This window comes from Sphingobium sp. PAMC28499, assembly GCF_004795815.1.
Taxonomy (GTDB): domain Bacteria; phylum Pseudomonadota; class Alphaproteobacteria; order Sphingomonadales; family Sphingomonadaceae; genus Sphingobium; species Sphingobium yanoikuyae.
In genome coordinates this window covers 2,083,354-2,102,857 of record NZ_CP039248.1, presented here as the reverse complement: position 1 = coordinate 2,102,857, position 19,504 = coordinate 2,083,354, and the positions used below count along the sequence as shown (strand labels likewise).

The following is a 19,504-nucleotide window of genomic DNA, read 5'->3' as shown; positions in this document are numbered from 1 at the left end:
GAAACGGGATTAACCGTTTTTTCCTCCTTTCACCAGCTTATTTTCACTTTTTGTTCTCATGTCATTCCGCCCGGAACGACGGCGCAGCAGCATCAGACCCAGTATCGCCCAGCCTGTCCCAGCCAGAAGCGCCGATCGCAGCCCCAGCCGGACATCCGCGACATCCCGCATCCAGCGGCGGCCATCCGGCATATCCGCGCCCAGCCACTGCGCCACCAGCGCCGGCGTGTCCGCGCTCCAGGCGCGCGGATCGAGCGGCCGCGCCAGATCGGCCAGCCACAGCCGGTCGTCGATCAGGTCCGCGTCACCCAGCAGCAGCGCCTCCCCGCGGCCGATCCGTAGTCGCAGCGGAACAGCGCCCTCCTGCCCCTCCAATGACAGGGGCTGCATCCCGGCCATCGTCAAAAGCCGCCCATCGGGCAGGAAATGGCGCATTTCCTGGTCGCGCACGGCCCCGCCCCGCACACCCCAATGCGCCAGCAGAGGGCCGAGCGTGCCGACCATCGGCGCCCGGCGTCGGTCGCCCAGCGGCAGATCGGACGGCCAGCGCAGGCGCGGATCGGTCAGCAGCAGCAGCCGGCCGCCATCCCGGACCCAGCGGTCAAGCGCGACCAGTGCCTGCGGCGTCATCGGTCGGGGCTGCGCCAGCAGCAGGACCGGCGCGCCGGATGCGGCCAGCGCCCGCACATCATCGATCGGCCGCACCTCGAACCGGCTGCGCAGCAGCGTCACGATCGGCGCGTCCCGCCTTGTCCCCGTTCCACCCTCTTCCCAGAAGAGCGGCAGCGCAGTGATCACGGCGAGCAGCGGACGATCAGGCCGGGAGGAAATGGGACGGGCCGGACCGACGCCGAGCAGCAGCAGCGCCATGACCAATGTGACACATGCCGGCAGCCAGCGCCGCTGCCACAGCAAAGCGCCACCAGCGGCCGCCGCCAGCGCCAGCAGCAGCAAGCCGATCATGGCCCAGGGGTCGGGCATGCGTGCAGCGGCCAGGGCGCAGAAGAGCAGCGCCATCCCGGCGCCACCCAGCCCCACCCACAGCGCATGCAGAAAGTCCTGCCGCGCCAGCCACCACCCCGTCGGCACGAGCAACAGCAGCGCCGGCCAGCCCCAGCACCATGGGTCCGCCTGCCCCGTCCGCCAGGCAGCCGCGAGACCGGCGAGCAGCATCAGCGTCGCCGGCAGCAACAGGGTGAGCAATCGCGAAAGACAGCGAACGAACGACATCATCGCCCGTCAGGGCGTCTGCGGCGTGGGTTCCTGGTCCATCGGCTTGCGGATCTTGGGATCAGGCTGCAGATCGGGGACGATCGGCGCCATTTCCGGTGCGGGCTGCACACCCAGTTCGGCGAGCGGCTCCTTGGGCGTGGTGGCGGCGACAGCGGCATTGACGTCGATCGTCGGCACGGCCGGCGGCGCGGACGCAATATCGTCCACCCGCGCCTTGTCGATGACGATGTTCGCCAGTCCGACCAGCAGGACAACGCCTGCCAGGCCGGTCAGCCCTATCTGAACGCGCTGCAACCCCTCCTGTCGGCGGGAATGATCAGCCATGAACATGCTCTATTTTATGCCGCCGCGACCCGTGTCGGCCCGTCAATTGTGCGCGGGCCAGGGGAATATCGTCAAGCCCTTCGATTCGAGCCACTGCCGGTTGTAGAGGGTCGACAGATAGCGGAAGCCAGTATCGCACAGGATTGTCACGATTTTCTTGCCCGGCCCAAGCTGTTTCGCAAGCGCAACGGCACCCGCGACATTGATGCCCGACGACAGGCCCAGGCACAGCCCCTCCTCGGCCAGCAGGCGGCGGACCCACTCCAGCCCTTCCTCGTCGGAAATGCGGAACTGGGTATCGATCGGCGCGCCTTCCAGATTGGCGGTGATGCGCCCCTGGCCGATACCTTCGGCGACCGAATTGCCCTCCGCCTTCAACTCGCCATGGGCGTAATAATTATAGAGCGCCGCGCCATGAGGATCGGCGAGGCCGATGACGATATTCTCGTCATGCGCCTTGAGGCCCAGGCCCACGCCGGCGATCGTGCCGCCGGTGCCGGCCGCACAGATGAAGCCGTCGATCCGCCCTTCCATCTGGGTCCAGATCTCCTCGGCCGTGCCGACGATATGCGCCTTGCGATTGGCGATATTGTCGAACTGGTTGGCCCAGATCGCGCCTTCCGTCTCCTCGGCCAGGCGGCGCGAGGTGTGGACGAAATGGCCGGGATTGGAATAGGGCGCCGCCGGCACCGTCACCAGTTCCGCGCCCAGCGCGCGCAGCGTGTCCATCTTTTCCCGGCTCTGCGTCTCGGGCATGACGATGATCGACTTGTACCCCTTGGCATTGGCGACCAGCGCCAGGCCGATGCCGGTATTGCCGGCCGTCCCCTCGACGATCGTGCCGCCGGGCTTCAGCAGCCCCTTCTCCTCGGCATCATTGACGATGAACAGGGCGGCGCGATCCTTCACCGACGCGCCGGGATTGGCGAATTCGCACTTGGCGTAGATATCGCATCCGGTGGCTTCGGACGGACCGGCGAGACGCACCATCGGGGTATTACCGATCAGGGCGAGGCTATCTTTCTGGAGCAGCATGCACCCCGCATAGCGGAGCCGATACGTGCTTGCCAAGCAAGGGAATGCTGCGCCACGAAAAGAGCCGGTTTGCCCCGGCTTTGCGCGCCGGTTGCCCGCCCCCGATCCGGGGCCGCCCCGATTCCGTGGAGGAATTGGAAAGGAAAATCGGCTATGTCAGGGCCGCGCGGCAATCAGGCCCGCTCGATACCGGCTGGATGATGCGGCTTTCGCGACAACAGGAACGATGGATCTGGCATGGCGGCCTGGGCGCACTGGCGCTTGCAGTGCTGGTCGTGCCGCACCTCATCACCGCCGCGCCGCTCGACATGCTGGCCGAAGATCATCATGGCCCCGATCCGGCCGAGCAGGCGGGCGCGAATTTCCCCGGCTCCGCCTTCTTCTATGCCGAGGGCGCCTTCGATCCGGCGCCCGGCGCGCTCACCATCCAGAGCCCGCATGTCATGGGCCTGGCCGAGGTCAAGGCAGCGCCGGCCGCCACCTTCCGCGGGCTCACCGCAACCGACAGCTATCGCGCGCTCAACTGCCTGACATCGGCCATCTATTATGAAGCCGGGAACGAGCCGGAGGAGGGTCAGCGCGCCGTGGCGCAGGTGGTATTGAACCGCGTGCGCAGCCCGCTCTGGCCCAACAGCGTCTGCGGCGTGGTCTATCAGGGGTCGGAACGCACCGACTTCCACTGCCAGTTCACCTTCAGCTGCGACGGCGCCATGGCCCGCCTGCCCAACGCCGTCGCCTGGGTCCGCGCGCGCGGCATCGCCCAGCAGGCCCTGTCGGGCAAAGCCTATGCCCCGGTGGGCCTTGCCACCCATTATCATACGCTGGCCGTCCGCCCGGCCTGGTCCGCCACGCTGCAGCCGGTTGCCGTGATCGGCGCCCATATCTTCTATCGCGGCATGGGCTTCAACGGTACGCCCGCCGCCTTTAGCGACGCCTATCCGGGGCGCGAACTGATATCCGGCCCTGCCCGCCGGATCTGGCCGGTCCAGCCGGTGACGCCCGTCGAATTGATGAGCGCGGGACCGGCAACCGCCTATGTGCCCCTGCCGACGGTCGCGCCCTCCACGCCGGCGACACAGCCCGCCCCAACCGCGCCCCTCACCGCGCCGATCGACAATCTGCCGGAATCGACGATCCGTCCCGAATATCGCAACAGCGGCCGGCCGCTCGGTTGAACCGCACCATCTTTTTGCGCTCGCCTGGCGAGATTATTTTAGGTTAATATCCAATCAACCAGCGAAATGCCTGAAAACAAGGGCAATTAAAATTCGCGATCAGGAGCGGAAATCGGGAACCACCCGCTTTGCCGCTCGTTCTGCATTTCGGATAGCAAATCTTTTGCCCCCCGCTCTTGCTATCCAAAAAATATGAGCCCGGAACGCATCATCCCCCCCCCGACGCGTTCCGGGCTCAGACTTTTTCGGGCCGCCCTCCCTCATCGTCGAACCAGCGCCAGCCTGCGGAACCCTTCCCGTCCAGGCGTGTTCTCCAGCGGTCACCGATATGGCTTGCCATGCGGTCGGCCGATATTTCGGAAGGAGAAACCGATGACCAAGACAATCGTCACCGCCCTGCTGCTCACCGGCTCGCTGCTGGTATCCGCCTGCAACACGGTGGAAGGCGCTGGCAGGGACGTGCAGAGCGCCGGCAAGGCCGTCGAGAAGTCGGCCAACTGATCACATAAAAAGGCCCGCGTTTCGCGGGCCTTTTCTTATGCGGATGCTTCCTCGGCTGCCGCTTCTGCGGCGGCACGTTTCGCCTGGCTGCGATCGGTAAACCAGATCGCGACCAGCGTGATTTCGTAGAGCAGCAGCAGCGGGATGGCGAGCATCAGCTGCGACACCACATCCGGCGGGGTCAGCACCGCGGCCAGGATGAAGGCGCCGACGATCATGTAGCGGCGCATGCCCTTGAGCTGGTCGCGCGACACGAAGCCGGCCCGGTTGAGCAGCATCAGCAGCACCGGCAGCAGGAAACAGATGCCAAAGGCCAGGATGAACTGCATCACCAGGCCCAGATAGCTGTCCGCGCTCGGCAGCGCCTCGATCTGCAGCCCGCTTGCATTCCCCTGATAGCCCAGGAAGAAATGGAAGGCAGTCGGCATCACCACGAAATAAGCCAGGCTCGCGCCCAGGGCGAATAGGAAGGGCGTGGCGATCAGGAACGGCAGCAGCGCCTTCTTTTCCTTCGCATACAGGCCCGGCGCAACGAACGCCCAGAGCTGGTTGGCGATGATCGGAAAGGACAGGCAGAACGCACCGAAGGCCGCGATCTTGATCTGCACGAAAAAGGCTTCGTAGAGTTTGGTGTAGACCAGCTTGCCGCCGGCGTCGCCAAAGGCTTCCTTGAGCGGATGGACCAGGATGGCAAAGAGCTGTTCGGAGAAATAGAAACAGATCCCCCCGGTGATGAACAGCGCATAGACGCATTTGAGCAGGCGGCTGCGCAGCTCGATCAGATGGTCCAGCAAAGGCGCCTTGCTGTCGTCAATCTCGCCGATCATGCCGCCGCATCCCCCTGCTTGGGCGCCACCGGCTCCTCGGCAACATAGGGTGGCTTGTCCGCCACCGGCGGCGGCGCGGCCTCCGCCACATAGGGCGGCGCATCGGCAACGGGGGCCGCCGGCGCTTCCGCCACATAAGGCGGCTTGTCGTCTACAGCCGAAGCAGCGGTCGCATCACTGGCCGAACCATGCTCGATGACCTGGGTTTCGGGAACCTGGGTCTCGGGCGGATGCTCGGCCATGATGCGCTTATTCTGCTCGGCCCATTTCTTTTCCAGCTCCTCCAGCTCGACTTCCCGCACCATGGCATCAATGCCGGTGCGGAAATGCCGGGCCATGCCCTGGGCCTTCCCCACGATCTGCCCCACCTTGTAGAGCGCGCGCGGAAGATCCTTCGGGCCGATCACGATCACCGCAATGATCACGATCACCAGAAATTCGGTCGAATCGATGCCAAACATGCGCGACTACCAGCCTGCGTTAGAGATCAGGCCTTGGTCTTTTCTTCGGTCGCACTCGGCGCGTCCTGCTCGGGCACGCGATGACCCTCGATCCGGGTCGCGGGCTTTGCCGGCGTCGCGTCATCCTCGTCGTCGGCCATGCCCTTCTTGAAGCTCTTGATGCCCTTGGCCACGTCACCCATCAGGCCGGAAATCCGGCCGCCACCGAACAGCAGCATGACGACCAGGAGCACGATCACCCAGTGCATCAGCGAGAAAGAACCCATTTTCACATACTCCTGAAAGGAGGCCTTTCTAGGCCTCTTCCTCATCCTTTTCCAGAACGGATTGACCGCCCAGACCCTCCAGCGCCAAATCCACCGGATCCAGCAACCCCGCAGCCCGCAAATCGTCCAGACCCGGCAAGTCCCGGCGGCTGCTAAGGCCAAAATGTGACAGAAACTCTACGCTGGTCGCATAGATGAGCGGGCGACCCGGCACTTCGCGCCGCCCCACCGGACGCACCCAGCCGGCCTCCATCAGCACATCCAGCGTGCCCTTGGCCACCTGAACCCCGCGAATCGCCTCGATCTCCGCCCGGCTCACCGGCTCATGATAGGCGATGATCGCCAGCGTCTCCATCGCCGCGCGCGACAGTTTGCGCGTCTCGTCCCGTTCCCGCCGCAAGATATGCGCCAGGTCGGCCGCCGTCTGGAAATGCCAGCGCCCGCCCCGCTCGACCAGATTGACGCCGCGCCCGGCATAATCCTGCGCCAGCCCGGCCAGCGTCGCGGGCAGGTCGCCGCCATCGCCGACATGGGCGCGCAGTTCGGCGGGCGTCAGCGGCTCCTCCGACGCGAACAAGGCCGCCTCCACCGCGCGCGCGAAATCGTCCATCTCCCGGATCACCGCAACTGCTCCCATTGATCGCCCGACAGCGCCGCCCGCAGATAGATCGGCTCGAATATTCCGTCCTGCCTTATGTCCACCCGCCCCTGCTTGGCCAGTTCCAGCATCGCCACGAAACTGCTGGCCAGCGCCGATTTCGCCATCGGTCCGTCGCGATCGTCGGGCAGGAAGGATTCCAGGGCCGTCCAGTCGAGCGCCGATCCGACCAGCGTACTCACCCGCTGGATCGCCTCGTCCAGGGTCATCACCGGCTGCACCGCGACCATATGCACCACCGGCTGGTTACGCGCGCGGATCTGGCCATAGGCCTGGATCAGATCATAAAGGCTGGCGCTCCACTTCGCCCGCCGCACCATGTGCAGCCCCTCGGGCCGGGGGCGGACGAACACGTCGCGCCCGATTCGATCGCCGGCCATCAGCCGCGCGCCCGCCTCGCGCATGGCGTGCAGCCGTTGCAGCCGCAATTGCAGCCGCAGCGCCATTTCCTCGGGACTGGGCTCGGGCTGCGCTTCCTTGGGCAGCAGCATCGCCGATTTGAGATAGGCCAGCCAGGCCGCCATCACCAGATAGTCGGCCGCCAGTTCCAGCTTCAGCTGCCGCGCACCATCGACATAAGCCAGATATTGCTCGACCAGCGCCAGGATGGAGATTTCGCGCAGGTCGACCTTCTGCGTCCGCGCCAGCGCCAGCAACAGGTCGAGCGGCCCCTCCCAGCTTTCGAAGCTGACGGTCAGGACCTCGGCGGGCGTCGCAGCCGGGGCGGTGAAGAGATCGTCCATCGCCCCCGCGTCCGCGATCAGGCCGGAACCAGCGCCAGCAACGTATCGCGGGTCGCCAGCAACTCCTCGAACGGCGGCAGGTCGGCGACATGGGCCGAGCCCATCGCCCGATCGAGCCGCGCCCGCGCAGCCGGCGTGATCTCCGGCAGCAGATTGGCAATGCCGACCATATCGTCCATCCGCCCCCAGCAATTGAGCGCTAGGTCGCACCCGGCCGCGACCACGCCGGCGGCCAGTTCGGGAATCGAGCCCTTGAGCGCCTTCATGTCGAGATCGTCGGACATCAGCAGCCCGTCAAAGCCGATGCGCTGGCGAATAATCTCCTCGATCACGATCGGCGACAGGCTGGCCGGCCGGTCGGCATCCCAGGCGGTGTAGACGACATGGGCGGTCATGCCCATCGGTGCATCCTTGAGCGCGCGGAACGGCGCCAGGTCGGTTTCCAGTTCCTCCGTCCCGGCATGGACGACCGGCAGTTCCAGATGGCTGTCGACCAGCGCGCGGCCATGGCCGGGCATATGCTTGACGATGCCCACGACATTGCCGTCGGCCAGCCCCTCGATCACGGCCCGGCCAAGCGCCGCGACGCGCATCGGCTCGGCGCCCAGCGTCCGGTCGCCCATGATGTCGCTCGCGCCTTCCTGCCGCACGTCCAGCAGCGGCAGTGCATCGACCGTGATGCCAACCTCCGCCAGCATCAGCGCCAGAGCCCGCGCATTGGCCCGCGCCGCAGCGATCGCGCTGGACGGCGCAATGTCATAGAGGCGGTCGAACACGGCGCCGGCGGGAAAGCTGGGCCAGACCGGCGCCTGCATCCGCGCGACCCGGCCGCCCTCCTGATCGATCATGATCAGCAGGTCGTCGCGCCCGTGCAGCGCGCGCAGATCGTCGGTCAGCGCCCGCACCTGCGCGCGATCGGCAATGTTGCGCTTGAACAAGATATAGCCGGCCGGCTGCGCCTCGGCAAAGAAGGCGCGCTCGTCGGCGGTTAGGGTTTCGCCGGATAGGCCGAAGATGACGGGTTTCATGACGCCGATGCTAATGACTAAGGCGCGGGCTGTCGACGCCCGCGCCCTGTTTGGGTCAATTGACGATGATGCAGCTTTCGCCCGCGACCTTCAGCTTGCCGCAAACGGTGCCCGCCTGTCCGCCGGCGCTGGCGCGCAGGCGATAGACGGTGCTGCCGCCCACTTCGGCCGGTTCGACCGACATAGCGAGCGGCGCCAGATAGGCAAAGCGCTTCGACAGGCGGCCCCAAGCATCCTTGGCGCCCGACGCGCTGCCATAGGCGCCCAACTGGATGACGCCGCTGCCGGCCGCCTTGGGCGCGGCTGCCTTGGGTGCGGCCCTGGTCTCGTCCTCGACCTTGGCGGTGACGCTCTGCGCCGGCTTGGCCGGAACAGCGGGCTTGGTGCCTGCGGGGGCAGCGCCGGTCGGGGTGATCGGCGCTTCGGGCACGCGGCTCGGGTCGATCTGGCCATCGCGGGCCACGCCCTCGCTCGCGGCGAAGCTGGCATCGCCCTCGCCCTGGAACTTCTTGGCGTCCGCTTCCTTGGCAGCGATCTTGTAGTCGCCCTGCGGCGCGGCGATCAGCTGCCCCTCGCCCGCGCCACCGCCATTGCGGTTCTGCAGCCACCACATGCCCGCGACCACTGCGCCGATCAGCACCAGCCCCAGGATGATGAGGCCCAGCAGGCGCAGCGGCGAAATCCGCTCCTCATCCGCCTCGTCGAGCGCAGGTTCCAGCCAGGGCAGCCGGTCCTCGTCATCGAGGTCAAGTCGCCCACGTGCATAGTCACCCATTATCGAAACTCCGCTCGGCTCACTGCATTTCGGTCAGCGCGACCACACCCATCAGGGCAAGGCCGTTGCGGATGATCTGCCCGATTCCGCGGCTCAAGAAAAGCCGGGCCGAGGTAAGGGCCGGATCGTCCGCCAGCACGACGCGCGCGCGCGGATCATCATTGCCCATATTCCACCAGCCATGGAATGCCGAAGCCAAGTCATTGAGATAGAAGGCAATACGATGCGGTTCGCGGGCCTGCGCCGATCCTTCGACGACGCGCGGGAACTGCGCTGCCAGCTTCACCAGGTTCAGCTCCGCCGTCCCAAGCAGGGACAGGTCGGGCGCGGGAAGGTCGATCCCGGCTTCTTCGGCGCGGCGGCCGAGCGAGGAAATACGGGCATGGGCATATTGCACATAGAAGACCGGATTGTCCTTCGACGCTTCCACCACCTTGGCGAAGTCGAAGTCCATCTGGGCATCGGCCTTGCGCGTCAGCATGGTGAAGCGGACGACATCCTTGCCCACTTCGCGCACGACATCGGCCAGCGTCACGAAATTGCCGGCGCGCTTGGACATCTTCACCGGCTCGCCGTCGCGCAACAGCCGGACCATCTGGATCAGCTTGACGTCGAACCGCGCCTTGCCCTCGGTCAGGGCGGCGACGGCGGCCTGGATGCGCTTCACCGTGCCGGCATGGTCCGCGCCCCAGATGTCGATCAGCTGGTCGGCGCTCTGCGCCTTCTGGAAATGATAGGCCATGTCGGCGCCGAAATAGGTCCAGCTGCCATTCGACTTCTTGATCGGCCGATCCTGGTCGTCGCCGAACCTGGTCGAACGGAACAGCGGCAGTTCCACCGGCTCCCAATCGTCGGGCAGTTCGCCCTTGGGCGCATCCAGCACGCCGTCATAGACCAGGTCATGGGCACGCAGCCAGGCCTCGGCCTCGGCCGGCTTGCCCGCCGCCTGCAGTTCCGCCTCCGACGAGAAGATGTTGTGGTGGATGCCCAGCAGCGCGAGATCGCTGCGGATCATGTCCATCATCTTCGCCACGGCAAAGGTGCGGAACAGGACCAGCCAGTCGGCTTCGGGTGCGCCGACGAACCTGTCGCCATATTCGGCGGCCAGCGCCTGGCCCACCGGCACCAGATAATCGCCCGGATAAAGCCCCTCGGGGATCGCGCCGACATCCTCGCCCAGTGCCTCGCGATAGCGGACATGCGCCGAGCGGGCGAGCACGTCGACCTGGCCGCCCGCATCATTGATATAATATTCGCGGATCACCTTGTGCCCGGCATATTCCAGCAGGGTCGCGAGCGCGTCGCCCACCACGGCGCCGCGGCAGTGACCCATATGCATGGGACCGGTGGGGTTGGCCGAGACATATTCGACATTCACGGTCGTGCCCGCGCCGAAATCGGACCGGCCATAATCGGCGGCCTCGGCATGGATCGCCGCCAGTTCGGCGCGCCAGGTCGGGTCGGTCAGGGTCAGGTTGATGAAGCCGGGGCCGGCGATGCTGGCTGCCTCCACCTCATCCAGCGCCTGCAGCTTGGTCACGATCGCATCGGCCAGCGCGCGCGGATTGGTGCCGGCGGGCTTGGCCAGCACCATCGCGGCGTTGGTGGCCAGGTCGCCATGGCTGGGATCGCGCGGCGGCTCCACCGTCACCGGCTTGCGGTTGAGCCCGGCGGGCAGCTTGCCTTCGGCCTCCAGCGCGTCGAGCACGGCATCGAGATGGGCGGTGAAACGGGTGTAAAGGGACACGGGCATTTCCTTCAACTCCGTTCGCCCTGAGCGAAGTCGAAGGGCCAGGCTGAACGGAGTGAAGCACTTCGCTTCGCTCAGTGGCGGGCTTCGACTTCGCTCAGCCCGAACGGAAACAAATCAACGGGCTTAACGGGTCGCGTTATATTTGAGCTGATCCTGGGTCAGGTTGAAACCCACGAGCAGCTCGAAGCTGGTTCGCTGCAGCGCCGCCTTGACGTCCGGCTGGGCGAAGGGGTCGATCGCGGCATCCGCATCGCCGGCCTTGCGCTTCTGCGTGATCTTCTGCTGAATTTCCGGCGGCAGCGTGGCCGATGCCTTGTCGACATAGGAGCCGGCCGTGGCAGTCGCGGTCGCGCGATATTCGCCCGGCGCGAAGTTCAGCGTCACCTGGCCGATCCGCTTGGCGACGACGGCGCTGCCGCCGCGCACGATCGCCGAGAAATAGGGCAAGGTCACCTGGCGCGCGGCGCTGGCGTCGTTGCGACGCGCATTCACCACGAAGGTCGCCTGGGTGTAAAGCTGGGCGCCATCGGAACAGGTCGAGCGCAGATCGGTGATGTTCGCCACCACGTCGATCGCGGAGGCATCGCGGCTCTGGGCCGGATTGAACAGGGTCACGTCACCGGTATAGGCCGGGATTGCAGCCACCGGGCAAGCCGAACGCACCGTGACGATACCGCCCGTCGGGTCGATTTCCCCCCGGCGAGAACAGCCGGCAAGGGCAAGGGCGAGCATTCCGGTCAACGCAATTCGGGACAATGTCACAGGCAGCAATTCCTCAGCATGCCCCTTGGACAGAGGCGTCCGGCTTCCTTATCCATCCCCCGCCGCCCACGCAACACAAAGCGCGGTGATTTGCGTTGGCCCTTCCTTCGGGCGCGACATTGCCCTAAGCCGCGCCCATGACGCAGAGCCCCGCCCCTCGCCCGCCGATGACCCTGTTGATCGCTGCCCCGCGCGGCTTCTGTGCCGGTGTCGACCGCGCCATCATCATCGTCGAGCGCGCAATCGAGAAATATGGCGCGCCGGTCTATGTCCGCCATGAAATCGTCCACAACAAGTTCGTGGTCGACAGCCTGAAGGCCAAGGGCGCGATCTTCGTCGAGGAACTGGACCAGGTGCCCGACGGCGTGCCGGTCGTCTTTTCCGCCCATGGCGTACCCAAGGCGGTGCCGGCCAAGGCGGAGGAGCGCGGCCTCGACTATCTCGACGCCACCTGCCCGCTGGTCAGCAAGGTGCATCGCCAGGCCGAACGCATGGTGACCGCCGGTCGCCACATCCTGTTCATCGGCCACAAGGGCCATCCGGAGGTGATCGGCACCTTCGGCCAGGTGCCCGAAGGCACGATGACGCTGATCGAAACGGTCGAGGATGCCGAGGCGCTGGCGCCCACCGACGCCGACAATCTCGCCTTCCTGACCCAGACCACCCTGTCGGTGGACGACACCGCCGCGATCGTCGCCACGCTGGAGCGCCGCTTCCCCTCGATCATCGCGCCCAAGGGCGAGGATATCTGCTACGCGACGTCGAACCGCCAGACGGCGGTCAAGGCGATCGCCGCCCGCTGCGACGCCGTCTATGTGATCGGCGCGCCCAACAGCTCCAACTCGCTGCGCCTGGTCGAGGTCGCCGAGCGCGAAGGCACCCCCGCCCGCCTGATCCAGCGCGCCGAGGAAATCGACTTTGCCTGGCTGGACGGCGTGACGACGCTCGGCCTCACCGCCGGCGCCTCCGCGCCGGAAATATTGGTGCGCGAAGTCGTCGAGCGGATCGCCGAGCGCTTTGCCGTGACCGAGGAACAGGTGGAAACGGCGCAGGAGAATATCTCCTTCAAGCTGCCGCGCGGACTGGAGGTCGCATAACCCCCATGGCCGTTTACACGCATGTTCCCGCCGAAGAGATTGACGCCTTCCTCACCCGCTATGATGCCGGCCGGCTGGTGTCCGCCAAGGGCATCGCCGAAGGGGTGGAAAACAGCAATTATCTGCTCGAAACCACCGGCCATGACGGAAACGGCCACCGCTATATCCTGACCCTCTATGAAAAGCGGGTGGATGAAGCGGACCTGCCCTTCTTCATGGACCTGCTCGACCATCTGGGCGCGCGCGGCTGCCTGGTGCCGCGCTTCATTGCCGACACCGATGGCAAGCGGCTGCAACAGCTGGGCGGGCGCCCGGCCTGCCTGATCGAATTCCTGACCGGCATTTCCGTGACCGAACCGACCCCGGCCCAGGCGCGCGCCTGCGGCGTGGCGCTGGGCGAACTGCACAAGGCGGCGCAGGGTTTTGCCGGCGAACGGCGCAATGCGCTCGACAAGGATGGCTGGCACGCGCTGGCCGCCAAGTGCGGCGATGATTTCGACCAGATCGCGCCGGGCCTTGGCGCCCGCGTGGCGGAGGAACTGGCCTTTCTCGACGCCCACTGGCCGGCCGATCTGCCGCGTTCGGTGATCCATGCCGACCTGTTCCCGGACAACGTCCTGATGCTGGGCGATGAAGTCACTGGCCTCATCGACTTCTATTTCAGCTGCACCGACATTCGCGCCTATGATCTGGCCGTCACCCACAGCGCCTGGTGCTTCAGCAATGACGGCGCCACCTGGTTTGGCGACCGCGCGGCCGCGATCGGCGCAGGCTATGCCGCCGCCCATGGCCTGACCGATGCCGAACGGGCCGCCTTCCCGATCCTGTGCCGCGGCGCGGCGCTGCGCTTCCTGCTGACGCGCGCCTATGACTGGATCAACACGCCCGCCGACGCACTGGTGACGCGCAAGGATCCGCTCGCCTATCTGCGCCGCATGGATTTCTACGCCAAGGCCGATCCGGCGGAACTGCTCGGCGCATGAGCGACCTACCGCAAGTCCAGATCTTCACCGACGGCGCGTGCAAGGGCAATCCTGGTCCGGGCGGCTGGGGCGCGGTGCTGCGCTTTGGCGACCAGGAGAAGGAAATCTCCGGCGGCGAGGCGATGACCACCAACAACCGCATGGAAATGATGGCGGCGGTCGAGGCGCTCAACACGCTCAAGAAGCCGTGCCAGGTGACGCTCTACACCGACAGCAAATATGTCATGGACGGCATCACCAAATGGATCTTCGGCTGGCAGAAGCGCGGCTGGAAGACGGCCGACAACAAGCCGGTCAAGAATGTCGAGATCTGGCAGGAACTGGTGAAGGCCGCCGCCCGGCACAAGCTGACATGGCAATGGGTCAAGGGCCATGCCGGCCACCCGGAAAATGAGCGGGCCGATGCCCTCGCCTGCGCTGCTGCGGAAAGCTTCCGCAAATAGGGACGGACGGGGAGATCAGCCTCCCCGCGCCGCACGGATTATTCGGCTTCTTCGATCGGCGCGCCGGGGCCGTTCTTCAGGATCGACTCGATCGCATTCTTCGCGCTCGCCTTGGAGCTGTAGCCCTCGGTCCAGAAGATGATCTCGGCATTATATTTGAACTTGGCCACGAACTCGCCGGCCTTGTTCTTCTCGATCACGAACTTGTGCGCCATCATGCTCTCCTGCTGGTTGCGCTATCGAAACCGTTCGGGAGCATAAGCAGCGATATCGAGGCTGGCAATCGCCTGCGGCAGGACCGCGCCGGTCAACAGGCTGCCCCCCAGCAGCGCCGCCGCCGGCGCGGTCTGGATGCCGAAACCGCCCTGCCCGGCAAACCAGAAGAAACCCTCGACCGTCGGCTCGAAGCCATAGACCGGCACCCGATCCGGCGCGAAGCTGCGCAGGCCCGCCCATTTGCGCTCGACCGCCGCGATCCGCCAGTCGACCGCCGCCTGGAACCGGTCGATCGCCTGCGCGATCGCCAGTTCCTCGGGCGCGGCGTCGCAGGGGGGCGAGGCAACCTCGTCATGCGGCGTCAGCCAGATCCGCCCCTGCCCCTCGGGCTTGAAATAGAAGCCGCCCTGCATGTCCATCACCAGCGGCATCTCGTCGGCGGGCATATCCTCCAGCCGCAACTGCACCACCGTCCGGCGATAGGGCGTGATGCCGACCGGCGCGACACCGCAGGCCGTGGCGACATCATCCGCCCAAGCTCCGGCGGCATTGACCAGCAGGCCGCATTCGATCGGCCCGTCACGGGCCTCGATCCGCCAGCCATCGCCTTGTCGTTCCGCGTGCTCCAGCCTGGCGCCCAGCCGCATTTCGCCGCCCAGCTTGCGGAACCGGCGCAGATAGGCCTGATGCAGCGCCGCGACATCGATATCGCGGCAACTCGGCTCCAGCACACCCAGCACCCAGTCGGGCCGCAACCCCGGCACCAGGCTCGCCGGCACCACCGGCTGCAATTCGACCGCCCCGGCAAAATCGGCCAGCAGCGCGTCGCGCAGCCCCTCATCCCCGGCCCGACCGATATGCAGCGTGCGGCGCGGCGACAGGAAGGAGCCATCGAAGAAATCGGGATCGGGCGACTCCAGCAGCCTGCCCGAGGCCGTGGTGAGCGGCTGGACCACCGGCCCGCCATAGGTTTCTTCCCAGAAGGCGACCGATCGCCCCGTCGCATGATAGCCGGCGCTGCCTTCCATCTCCAGGATCAGCACCCGCGCCGTTTCCGCCAGCACCGCGCCCAGGCTGGCGCCTGCAATCCCGCCACCGACAATCACGATATCGGGTCTGTTCAACGGGCAACCTCATCCAGGAAACGGTCGATCCGCCCCAGCGCATCGAGCCGCACCGGGTCGAGCTCGCGCAGGATTTCATGCGCGGCCTCGCGCCCATAGACATGCAGGCGGGCATCGGGCAAGCGCGCCGCGATGCGCCGGATGGCGGGCGTCGCCACCAGTTGATCGCGACAGGCGGCCAGGATCAGGGTCGGCGTCGCGATTCGCTCCGGTCCGTTTCCCGCCTCCAAGGCGCGAGTCGACTCGAGCGCGAGCCGCACCCAGTTCCAGCTCGGCGGCCCCAGCGCGATGTCCCGACTATGGTCCCGCCACCAGATTTCATCGGCATAGCGATCGGGGTCATGGGTCAGCCGCTTCTGCCGCATCTGGCGCTGCCGCTCGCTCTCTTCCTTCTGTGTCCAGGCCTGCTTTTCCCCCTGGCCGATCCCGCACATGAAATTGGCGATCGCCACCGCCAGCCAGCGCGGTAGCGGGGCCGTATGCAGGCCCAGCATCGGCGCCACGGCCACGGCCGCATCGGGTGCAGGCAGGCCTTCGGCCAGCGCCCGCAACAGCATATGCCCGCCCATGCTGTGGCCCAGCATGACCGTCGGGCCGCTGCCCTCCGCGCGCCAATCATCTGAAAGCGCGCGCAAATCGCCAACCCACCGGGCGAAGTCGTCGATATGGCCGCACAGTGGATCATCGGTCAGCCGGCCCGACCCGCCCTGTCCGCGCCAGTCGAAACTGGTCACCGCCCAGCCGCGCTGCGCCCAGTGGTGGATCACCTCCAGATATTTCTCGATCATGTCGCCGCGACCGTTGAGGATCAGCATCCGGCCACGGGTGCCAGCGCCCAGCCGATAGCGGCGGATCGGCCAGCCGTCAGGGGCCTGCCAATAATCCAGCTGGCCACCCATCGGCCAGGCACGACGGTCAAGGGCGGGCGACGGGAAGATCGGCGAATCCATGGGCCATGGTTACGGTTTGGTAAGCCATATGGTCTAGTGCCTGACCCTCATGTTGGGGGAATATTTCAGACTGGCGCTGATCGCCGCACTGGGCATTCTGCTGATCGCAGCCGCGATCACGGACCTGCGCGCGCGCATCATCTCCAACCGGCTGAACCTGGGCGTCGCCGCCCTGGCGCCACTATGGTGGATCGCCTGCGGCTTGCCGCTCTGGCCGGGCATGGCGGTGCAGTTGCTGGTCGGCCTGCTGGTCTTCGTCCTGTTCGCCGCGCTGTTCGCGTTCGGCATGATGGGCGGGGGCGATGTGAAGCTGCTTGGCGCGCTGGCGCTGTGGTTTCCGTGGCAGGCGGTGCTGACCCTGTTGACGCTGATGGCGATTCTGGGTGGGGCCGTGACGATCGTCACGGTGATCCACCACCGCCTCCGCCGGAAGCAGGGCCAACCCGAAATACCCTACGGCGTAGCCATATCGATCGCCGCCCTTTGGTTACTTGGCGAACGATATCTTAACCAATTTGCGTGATGATTGGGCCCCTGGGGGCAGGCCGCCCATTTGAGAAAGGCGAGTTTCGTCATGGATGCTAAGAAGATCGTGCTGCTGGTGGGGGCGCTAATCATAGCGGTCACTACAGCCTTGCTTGCGCGCAGCATGCTGAGTTCTTCATCTACGCCGCAGGTGAACGCGGCCGCAATGCCGAACGAGGCGGACCAGCCGCATGTTCTGGTGGCGACCAAGGCCCTGCCGGTGGGGACCATCCTGGACGCGGAAAGCTTCCGCTTCCAGCCCTGGCCCAAGGATCTGATCGAGGCCGCCTATTATCTGAAGGGCCAGGCCGATCCGCTCAAGCTTGCAGGCAGCGTCGTGCGCAATGCGATCACCGCCGGCCAGCCGCTGACCCAGGGCGCCGTCATCCGTCCGGGCGACCGTGGCTTCCTGGCCGCGGCTCTGGGTCCGGGCATGCGCGCCGTCACCGTGCCGGTCTCGGCCCAGAATGCGGTTGCCGGCTTCGTCTTCCCTGGCGACCGCATCGACCTGGTGCTGACCCAGGCGGTCTCGGGCGGCGGCGATGGCGCCCCGCTCAAGGTTTCGGAAACGATCCTGCGCAACCTGCGCGTGCTCGCCACCGACCAGCGCACCGACGCCATGGGCCCCGATGGCAAGCCCGTCGTCCAGACCTACTCCAACGTCACGGTCGAAGTGACGCCCAAGATCGCCGAAAAGCTCGCCGTGTCGCAGACCATCGGCTCGCTGTCGCTGTCGCTGCGCTCGATCGCCGACACCGCATCGGACCTTGACGCCGCCATTGCCGGTTCCGACGTCGACCTGCCCGATGGCACCAATCCGGGTTCGGAAAAGTCGATCATTGCCAAGATCGCGGCCCGCCCGGTCGATCGCGGCTCCACCTATTCCACGGGCGCCGACGTGTCGCGCTACCAGCGCAGCAGCGTCCCGGCCAAGCCTGATGCCGGCATGCCCGCCATGGCCGCGCCGGGTGGCGCACCGGTCGGCACGGCCGTCTTCAAGGGGCCGACCGTCCGCATCGCCCGCGGCACCAATGTGACCGAAGTTCCGGTCGGGGGGAAGTAAGATGAACGCTTACCAGATGCTCGCGCGGCACAAGGCGGCCCGTCCGCTCGCCGCCCCGGCGATCGCGCTTGGCCTGGCGCTTGCCATGGTCGCCGCGCCGACCACCGCCCTCAATGCCGCCCCCGCAGCCGATCAGGACAATGCGATCCTGATGTCGGTCGGCGGCAGCAAGGTCGTCAACCTGCCGGCCAAAATGTCGGACGTCGTCATCGCCAACCCCGAAGTCGTCGATGTCCATGTCCGGACCAACAACCAGCTCTATCTGATCGCGAAGAAGCCGGGTGAAACGACCATCTTCGTCACTGCCGGCAATGGCAAGGTGCTGTTCTCCGGCACGGTGCGGGTCGGCAACAACCTGACCACCATCGACGACATGCTGCGCCTGGCGATGCCGGGTGCCAACATCGCCGTCAACAAGATGAACGGCATGGTGCTGTTGACCGGTACGATCAAGGCGCCCGAGGACGCGGCCGAGGCCGAACGCCTGACTCAGGCCTTCGTCGGCAAGGAAACGACCGTGGTCAGCCGCCTGCTGATGGCGACCCCGCTGCAGGTCATGCTGCAGGTGAAGATCGCCGAAGTCAGCAGGGATGTCGGCCACAAGATCGGTACCAACTTTGCCAGCGCAGATCGCAGCGGCGGCAATCTGGGCTTCATAGGTGGCGGCGGTCGGGCTTTCTCGACCTACACCAAGCCGGAAATTGATACCGCCACCGGGTTGATCACCAAGCCTGCCGAATGGGCATTCTCCACCCCTAGCGATGGCTCCTACAGCCTGGGCGGCGTTGCCCGCCTGTTCGGCATGGACATTGCCGGTGCGCTCGACCTCGCCGAATCCAGCGGTCTCGCGACCACCCTGGCGCAGCCGAACCTGACTGCCTTGTCGGGCGAAACCGCCAGCTTCCTGGCCGGCGGCGAATATCCCTACACGGTCAATAACGGCCCCTCGTCGGGCAACAGCATCCAGTTCAAGCAATATGGCGTGCAACTGGCCTTCACCCCGACGGTTCTGGCCGACGGCCGCATCTCGCTGCGCGTCCGCCCGACCGTGTCGAGCCTCGACTTCAGCGTCAGCAGCACGGTTCCTGCACTCAAGAGCCGCACCGCCGAAACCACGGTGGAACTAGGCTCGGGTCAGGGCTTCATGATCGCGGGCCTGCTCAACAACGAAACCGGCAACACGGTCAACAAGGTGCCGGGCCTGGGCAATATCCCGGTCCTGGGCAGCCTGTTCAAGTCGCGCAGCTTCCAGCGCAACGAGACCGAGCTGGTGATCGTCGTGACCCCCTATCTGGTGAAGCCGGTCAACGCGTCCGACATTCGCCTGCCGACCGATGGCTTCCGCAACGCCAATGTCGGCCAGGGCCTGTTCCTGCAGCAGATGCATGACGGCGTCAGCGGCGCCCAGCCCAATATGCCGACCCGCGCGCCCGGTTCGCCCGTGGCGCCCACGCCCGGCCCGCAGGCCTCGATCGCGGCGCCCGCGCTCGCGGCCCGCGACGACAGCCGGTCGTCCGGCAAGTCCGGCGGCGCGACCCCCGGCTTCAGTTTCTGACGGAAGG

At 66.3% G+C, this 19,504-nt stretch carries 23 protein-coding genes; 8 read left to right on the top strand and 15 right to left on the bottom strand.

Annotated elements, in window-relative coordinates:
- Positions 1–9: 9 nt before the first annotated feature.
- From E5554_RS10215 to E5554_RS10205, 3 genes are read right to left on the bottom strand one after another with little or no spacing between them, the layout of a single operon-like run.
- Positions 10–1,233, bottom strand: a complete 1,224-nt coding sequence (locus tag E5554_RS10215; protein WP_136186704.1) for a Gldg family protein — start codon at positions 1,231–1,233, stop codon at positions 10–12.
- Positions 1,234–1,239: 6 nt separating this feature from the next.
- The gene (locus E5554_RS10210; RefSeq protein WP_004207970.1) at positions 1,240–1,557 is read right to left on the bottom strand and encodes a hypothetical protein; all 318 of its coding nucleotides are present in this window, start codon (positions 1,555–1,557) and stop codon (positions 1,240–1,242) included.
- Between the two features lie 42 nt (positions 1,558–1,599).
- On the bottom strand, positions 1,600–2,592 hold the full coding sequence (locus E5554_RS10205) for a cysteine synthase A (protein ID WP_136186703.1): 993 nt from the start codon (positions 2,590–2,592) through the stop codon (positions 1,600–1,602).
- Between the two features lie 197 nt (positions 2,593–2,789).
- On the opposite strand from E5554_RS10205, the gene E5554_RS10200 reads away from it, so the two are divergent.
- The gene (locus E5554_RS10200; protein WP_136186702.1) at positions 2,790–3,767 is read left to right on the top strand and encodes a cell wall hydrolase; all 978 of its coding nucleotides are present in this window, start codon (positions 2,790–2,792) and stop codon (positions 3,765–3,767) included.
- 372 nt (positions 3,768–4,139) lie between these two features.
- Complete coding sequence (locus E5554_RS10195; RefSeq protein WP_004207973.1) at positions 4,140–4,268, top strand: entericidin A/B family lipoprotein; 129 nt, start codon at positions 4,140–4,142, stop codon at positions 4,266–4,268.
- A gap of 35 nt (positions 4,269–4,303) precedes the next feature.
- Here E5554_RS10195 and tatC read toward each other — a convergent pair whose 3' ends face one another.
- The 9 genes from tatC to E5554_RS10150 all read right to left on the bottom strand — a co-directional run bounded on the left by tatC (position 4,304) and on the right by E5554_RS10150 (position 11,511).
- Entirely contained in the window at positions 4,304–5,095 is a 792-nt protein-coding gene (tatC, locus tag E5554_RS10190) for a twin-arginine translocase subunit TatC (protein WP_037510477.1), read from the bottom strand.
- Positions 5,092–5,556 carry a translocase gene (locus E5554_RS10185; protein WP_136186701.1) on the bottom strand — a complete coding sequence of 155 codons (465 nt, stop codon included), beginning with the start codon at positions 5,554–5,556 and terminating at the stop codon, positions 5,092–5,094. Before E5554_RS10185 ends, tatC begins: the two co-directional genes overlap by 4 nt.
- Before the next feature lie 26 nt (positions 5,557–5,582).
- Positions 5,583–5,822, bottom strand: a complete 240-nt coding sequence (locus E5554_RS10180; protein WP_004207976.1) for a twin-arginine translocase TatA/TatE family subunit — start codon at positions 5,820–5,822, stop codon at positions 5,583–5,585.
- Positions 5,823–5,850: 28 nt separating this feature from the next.
- Complete coding sequence (gene scpB, locus E5554_RS10175; protein ID WP_004207977.1) at positions 5,851–6,444, bottom strand: SMC-Scp complex subunit ScpB; 594 nt, start codon at positions 6,442–6,444, stop codon at positions 5,851–5,853.
- Complete coding sequence (locus E5554_RS10170) at positions 6,441–7,223, bottom strand: ScpA family protein (protein ID WP_136186700.1); 783 nt, start codon at positions 7,221–7,223, stop codon at positions 6,441–6,443. The genes scpB and E5554_RS10170 overlap by 4 nt, the downstream gene beginning before the upstream one ends.
- 17 nt (positions 7,224–7,240) lie before the next feature.
- A complete protein-coding gene (gene nagZ / locus E5554_RS10165) occupies positions 7,241–8,251 on the bottom strand; it encodes a beta-N-acetylhexosaminidase (RefSeq protein ID WP_136186699.1) in 1,011 nt (336 codons plus the stop codon).
- A gap of 55 nt (positions 8,252–8,306) precedes the next feature.
- Positions 8,307–9,026: an SPOR domain-containing protein gene (locus E5554_RS10160; protein WP_004207980.1), complete on the bottom strand. Its 720-nt coding sequence runs from the start codon at positions 9,024–9,026 to the stop codon at positions 8,307–8,309.
- 19 nt (positions 9,027–9,045) lie between these two features.
- Complete coding sequence (argS, locus tag E5554_RS10155; protein ID WP_136188306.1) at positions 9,046–10,773, bottom strand: arginine--tRNA ligase; 1,728 nt, start codon at positions 10,771–10,773, stop codon at positions 9,046–9,048.
- 129 nt (positions 10,774–10,902) lie between these two features.
- Positions 10,903–11,511 carry a hypothetical protein gene (locus E5554_RS10150; protein ID WP_010336260.1) on the bottom strand — a complete coding sequence of 203 codons (609 nt, stop codon included), beginning with the start codon at positions 11,509–11,511 and terminating at the stop codon, positions 10,903–10,905.
- A gap of 167 nt (positions 11,512–11,678) precedes the next feature.
- Here E5554_RS10150 and ispH point away from each other — a divergent pair, with 167 nt between their 5' ends.
- The 3 genes from ispH to rnhA are packed head-to-tail and all read left to right on the top strand — an operon-like array spanning position 11,679 to position 14,064.
- Complete coding sequence (ispH, locus tag E5554_RS10145) at positions 11,679–12,638, top strand: 4-hydroxy-3-methylbut-2-enyl diphosphate reductase (RefSeq protein WP_136186698.1); 960 nt, start codon at positions 11,679–11,681, stop codon at positions 12,636–12,638.
- Positions 12,639–12,643: 5 nt separating this feature from the next.
- Positions 12,644–13,621: a homoserine kinase gene (gene thrB / locus E5554_RS10140; RefSeq protein ID WP_136186697.1), complete on the top strand. Its 978-nt coding sequence runs from the start codon at positions 12,644–12,646 to the stop codon at positions 13,619–13,621.
- Entirely contained in the window at positions 13,618–14,064 is a 447-nt protein-coding gene (gene rnhA, locus E5554_RS10135; protein WP_004207986.1) for a ribonuclease HI, read from the top strand. The genes thrB and rnhA overlap by 4 nt, the downstream gene beginning before the upstream one ends.
- A gap of 38 nt (positions 14,065–14,102) precedes the next feature.
- On the opposite strand, the gene E5554_RS10130 is transcribed toward rnhA, so the two are convergent.
- The 3 genes from E5554_RS10130 to E5554_RS10120 are packed head-to-tail and all read right to left on the bottom strand — an operon-like array spanning position 14,103 to position 16,354.
- The gene (locus tag E5554_RS10130) at positions 14,103–14,279 is read right to left on the bottom strand and encodes a DUF1508 domain-containing protein (protein WP_004207987.1); all 177 of its coding nucleotides are present in this window, start codon (positions 14,277–14,279) and stop codon (positions 14,103–14,105) included.
- Between the two features lie 21 nt (positions 14,280–14,300).
- On the bottom strand, positions 14,301–15,404 hold the full coding sequence (locus E5554_RS10125) for an FAD-binding oxidoreductase (protein WP_136186696.1): 1,104 nt from the start codon (positions 15,402–15,404) through the stop codon (positions 14,301–14,303).
- The gene (locus E5554_RS10120; RefSeq protein WP_136186695.1) at positions 15,401–16,354 is read right to left on the bottom strand and encodes an alpha/beta hydrolase; all 954 of its coding nucleotides are present in this window, start codon (positions 16,352–16,354) and stop codon (positions 15,401–15,403) included. The genes E5554_RS10125 and E5554_RS10120 overlap by 4 nt, the downstream gene beginning before the upstream one ends.
- Positions 16,355–16,403: 49 nt before the next feature.
- On the opposite strand from E5554_RS10120, the gene E5554_RS10115 reads away from it, so the two are divergent.
- Genes E5554_RS10115 through E5554_RS10105 form a run of 3 tightly spaced genes read left to right on the top strand, consistent with a single transcriptional unit; the run spans position 16,404 to position 19,497 of the window.
- The gene (locus E5554_RS10115; RefSeq protein WP_010336255.1) at positions 16,404–16,877 is read left to right on the top strand and encodes a prepilin peptidase; all 474 of its coding nucleotides are present in this window, start codon (positions 16,404–16,406) and stop codon (positions 16,875–16,877) included.
- A 51-nt stretch (positions 16,878–16,928) separates the two neighbouring features.
- A complete protein-coding gene (cpaB, locus tag E5554_RS10110; RefSeq protein ID WP_136186694.1) occupies positions 16,929–17,942 on the top strand; it encodes a Flp pilus assembly protein CpaB in 1,014 nt (337 codons plus the stop codon).
- Position 17,943: 1 nt separating this feature from the next.
- Positions 17,944–19,497, top strand: coding sequence for a type II and III secretion system protein family protein (locus E5554_RS10105; protein WP_136186693.1), 1,554 nt, complete (start codon positions 17,944–17,946; stop codon positions 19,495–19,497).
- Positions 19,498–19,504: the final 7 nt, after the last annotated feature.

Coding starts and splice junctions, on each gene's coding strand:
- E5554_RS10215 (WP_136186704.1), bottom strand. CDS start 1,233: ATGATGTCGTTCGTTCGCTGTCTTTCGCGATTGCTCACCCTGTTGCTG.
- E5554_RS10210 (WP_004207970.1), bottom strand. CDS start 1,557: ATGGCTGATCATTCCCGCCGACAGGAGGGGTTGCAGCGCGTTCAGATA.
- E5554_RS10205 (WP_136186703.1), bottom strand. CDS start 2,592: ATGCTGCTCCAGAAAGATAGCCTCGCCCTGATCGGTAATACCCCGATG.
- E5554_RS10200 (WP_136186702.1), top strand. CDS start 2,790: ATGATGCGGCTTTCGCGACAACAGGAACGATGGATCTGGCATGGCGGC.
- E5554_RS10195 (WP_004207973.1), top strand. CDS start 4,140: ATGACCAAGACAATCGTCACCGCCCTGCTGCTCACCGGCTCGCTGCTG.
- tatC (WP_037510477.1), bottom strand. CDS start 5,095: ATGATCGGCGAGATTGACGACAGCAAGGCGCCTTTGCTGGACCATCTG.
- E5554_RS10185 (WP_136186701.1), bottom strand. CDS start 5,556: ATGTTTGGCATCGATTCGACCGAATTTCTGGTGATCGTGATCATTGCG.
- E5554_RS10180 (WP_004207976.1), bottom strand. CDS start 5,822: ATGGGTTCTTTCTCGCTGATGCACTGGGTGATCGTGCTCCTGGTCGTC.
- E5554_RS10170 (WP_136186700.1), bottom strand. CDS start 7,223: ATGGACGATCTCTTCACCGCCCCGGCTGCGACGCCCGCCGAGGTCCTG.
- nagZ (WP_136186699.1), bottom strand. CDS start 8,251: ATGAAACCCGTCATCTTCGGCCTATCCGGCGAAACCCTAACCGCCGAC.
- E5554_RS10160 (WP_004207980.1), bottom strand. CDS start 9,026: ATGGGTGACTATGCACGTGGGCGACTTGACCTCGATGACGAGGACCGG.
- E5554_RS10150 (WP_010336260.1), bottom strand. CDS start 11,511: ATGCTCGCCCTTGCCCTTGCCGGCTGTTCTCGCCGGGGGGAAATCGAC.
- ispH (WP_136186698.1), top strand. CDS start 11,679: ATGACGCAGAGCCCCGCCCCTCGCCCGCCGATGACCCTGTTGATCGCT.
- thrB (WP_136186697.1), top strand. CDS start 12,644: ATGGCCGTTTACACGCATGTTCCCGCCGAAGAGATTGACGCCTTCCTC.
- rnhA (WP_004207986.1), top strand. CDS start 13,618: ATGAGCGACCTACCGCAAGTCCAGATCTTCACCGACGGCGCGTGCAAG.
- E5554_RS10130 (WP_004207987.1), bottom strand. CDS start 14,279: ATGGCGCACAAGTTCGTGATCGAGAAGAACAAGGCCGGCGAGTTCGTG.
- E5554_RS10120 (WP_136186695.1), bottom strand. CDS start 16,354: ATGGATTCGCCGATCTTCCCGTCGCCCGCCCTTGACCGTCGTGCCTGG.
- E5554_RS10115 (WP_010336255.1), top strand. CDS start 16,404: ATGTTGGGGGAATATTTCAGACTGGCGCTGATCGCCGCACTGGGCATT.
- cpaB (WP_136186694.1), top strand. CDS start 16,929: ATGGATGCTAAGAAGATCGTGCTGCTGGTGGGGGCGCTAATCATAGCG.
- E5554_RS10105 (WP_136186693.1), top strand. CDS start 17,944: ATGAACGCTTACCAGATGCTCGCGCGGCACAAGGCGGCCCGTCCGCTC.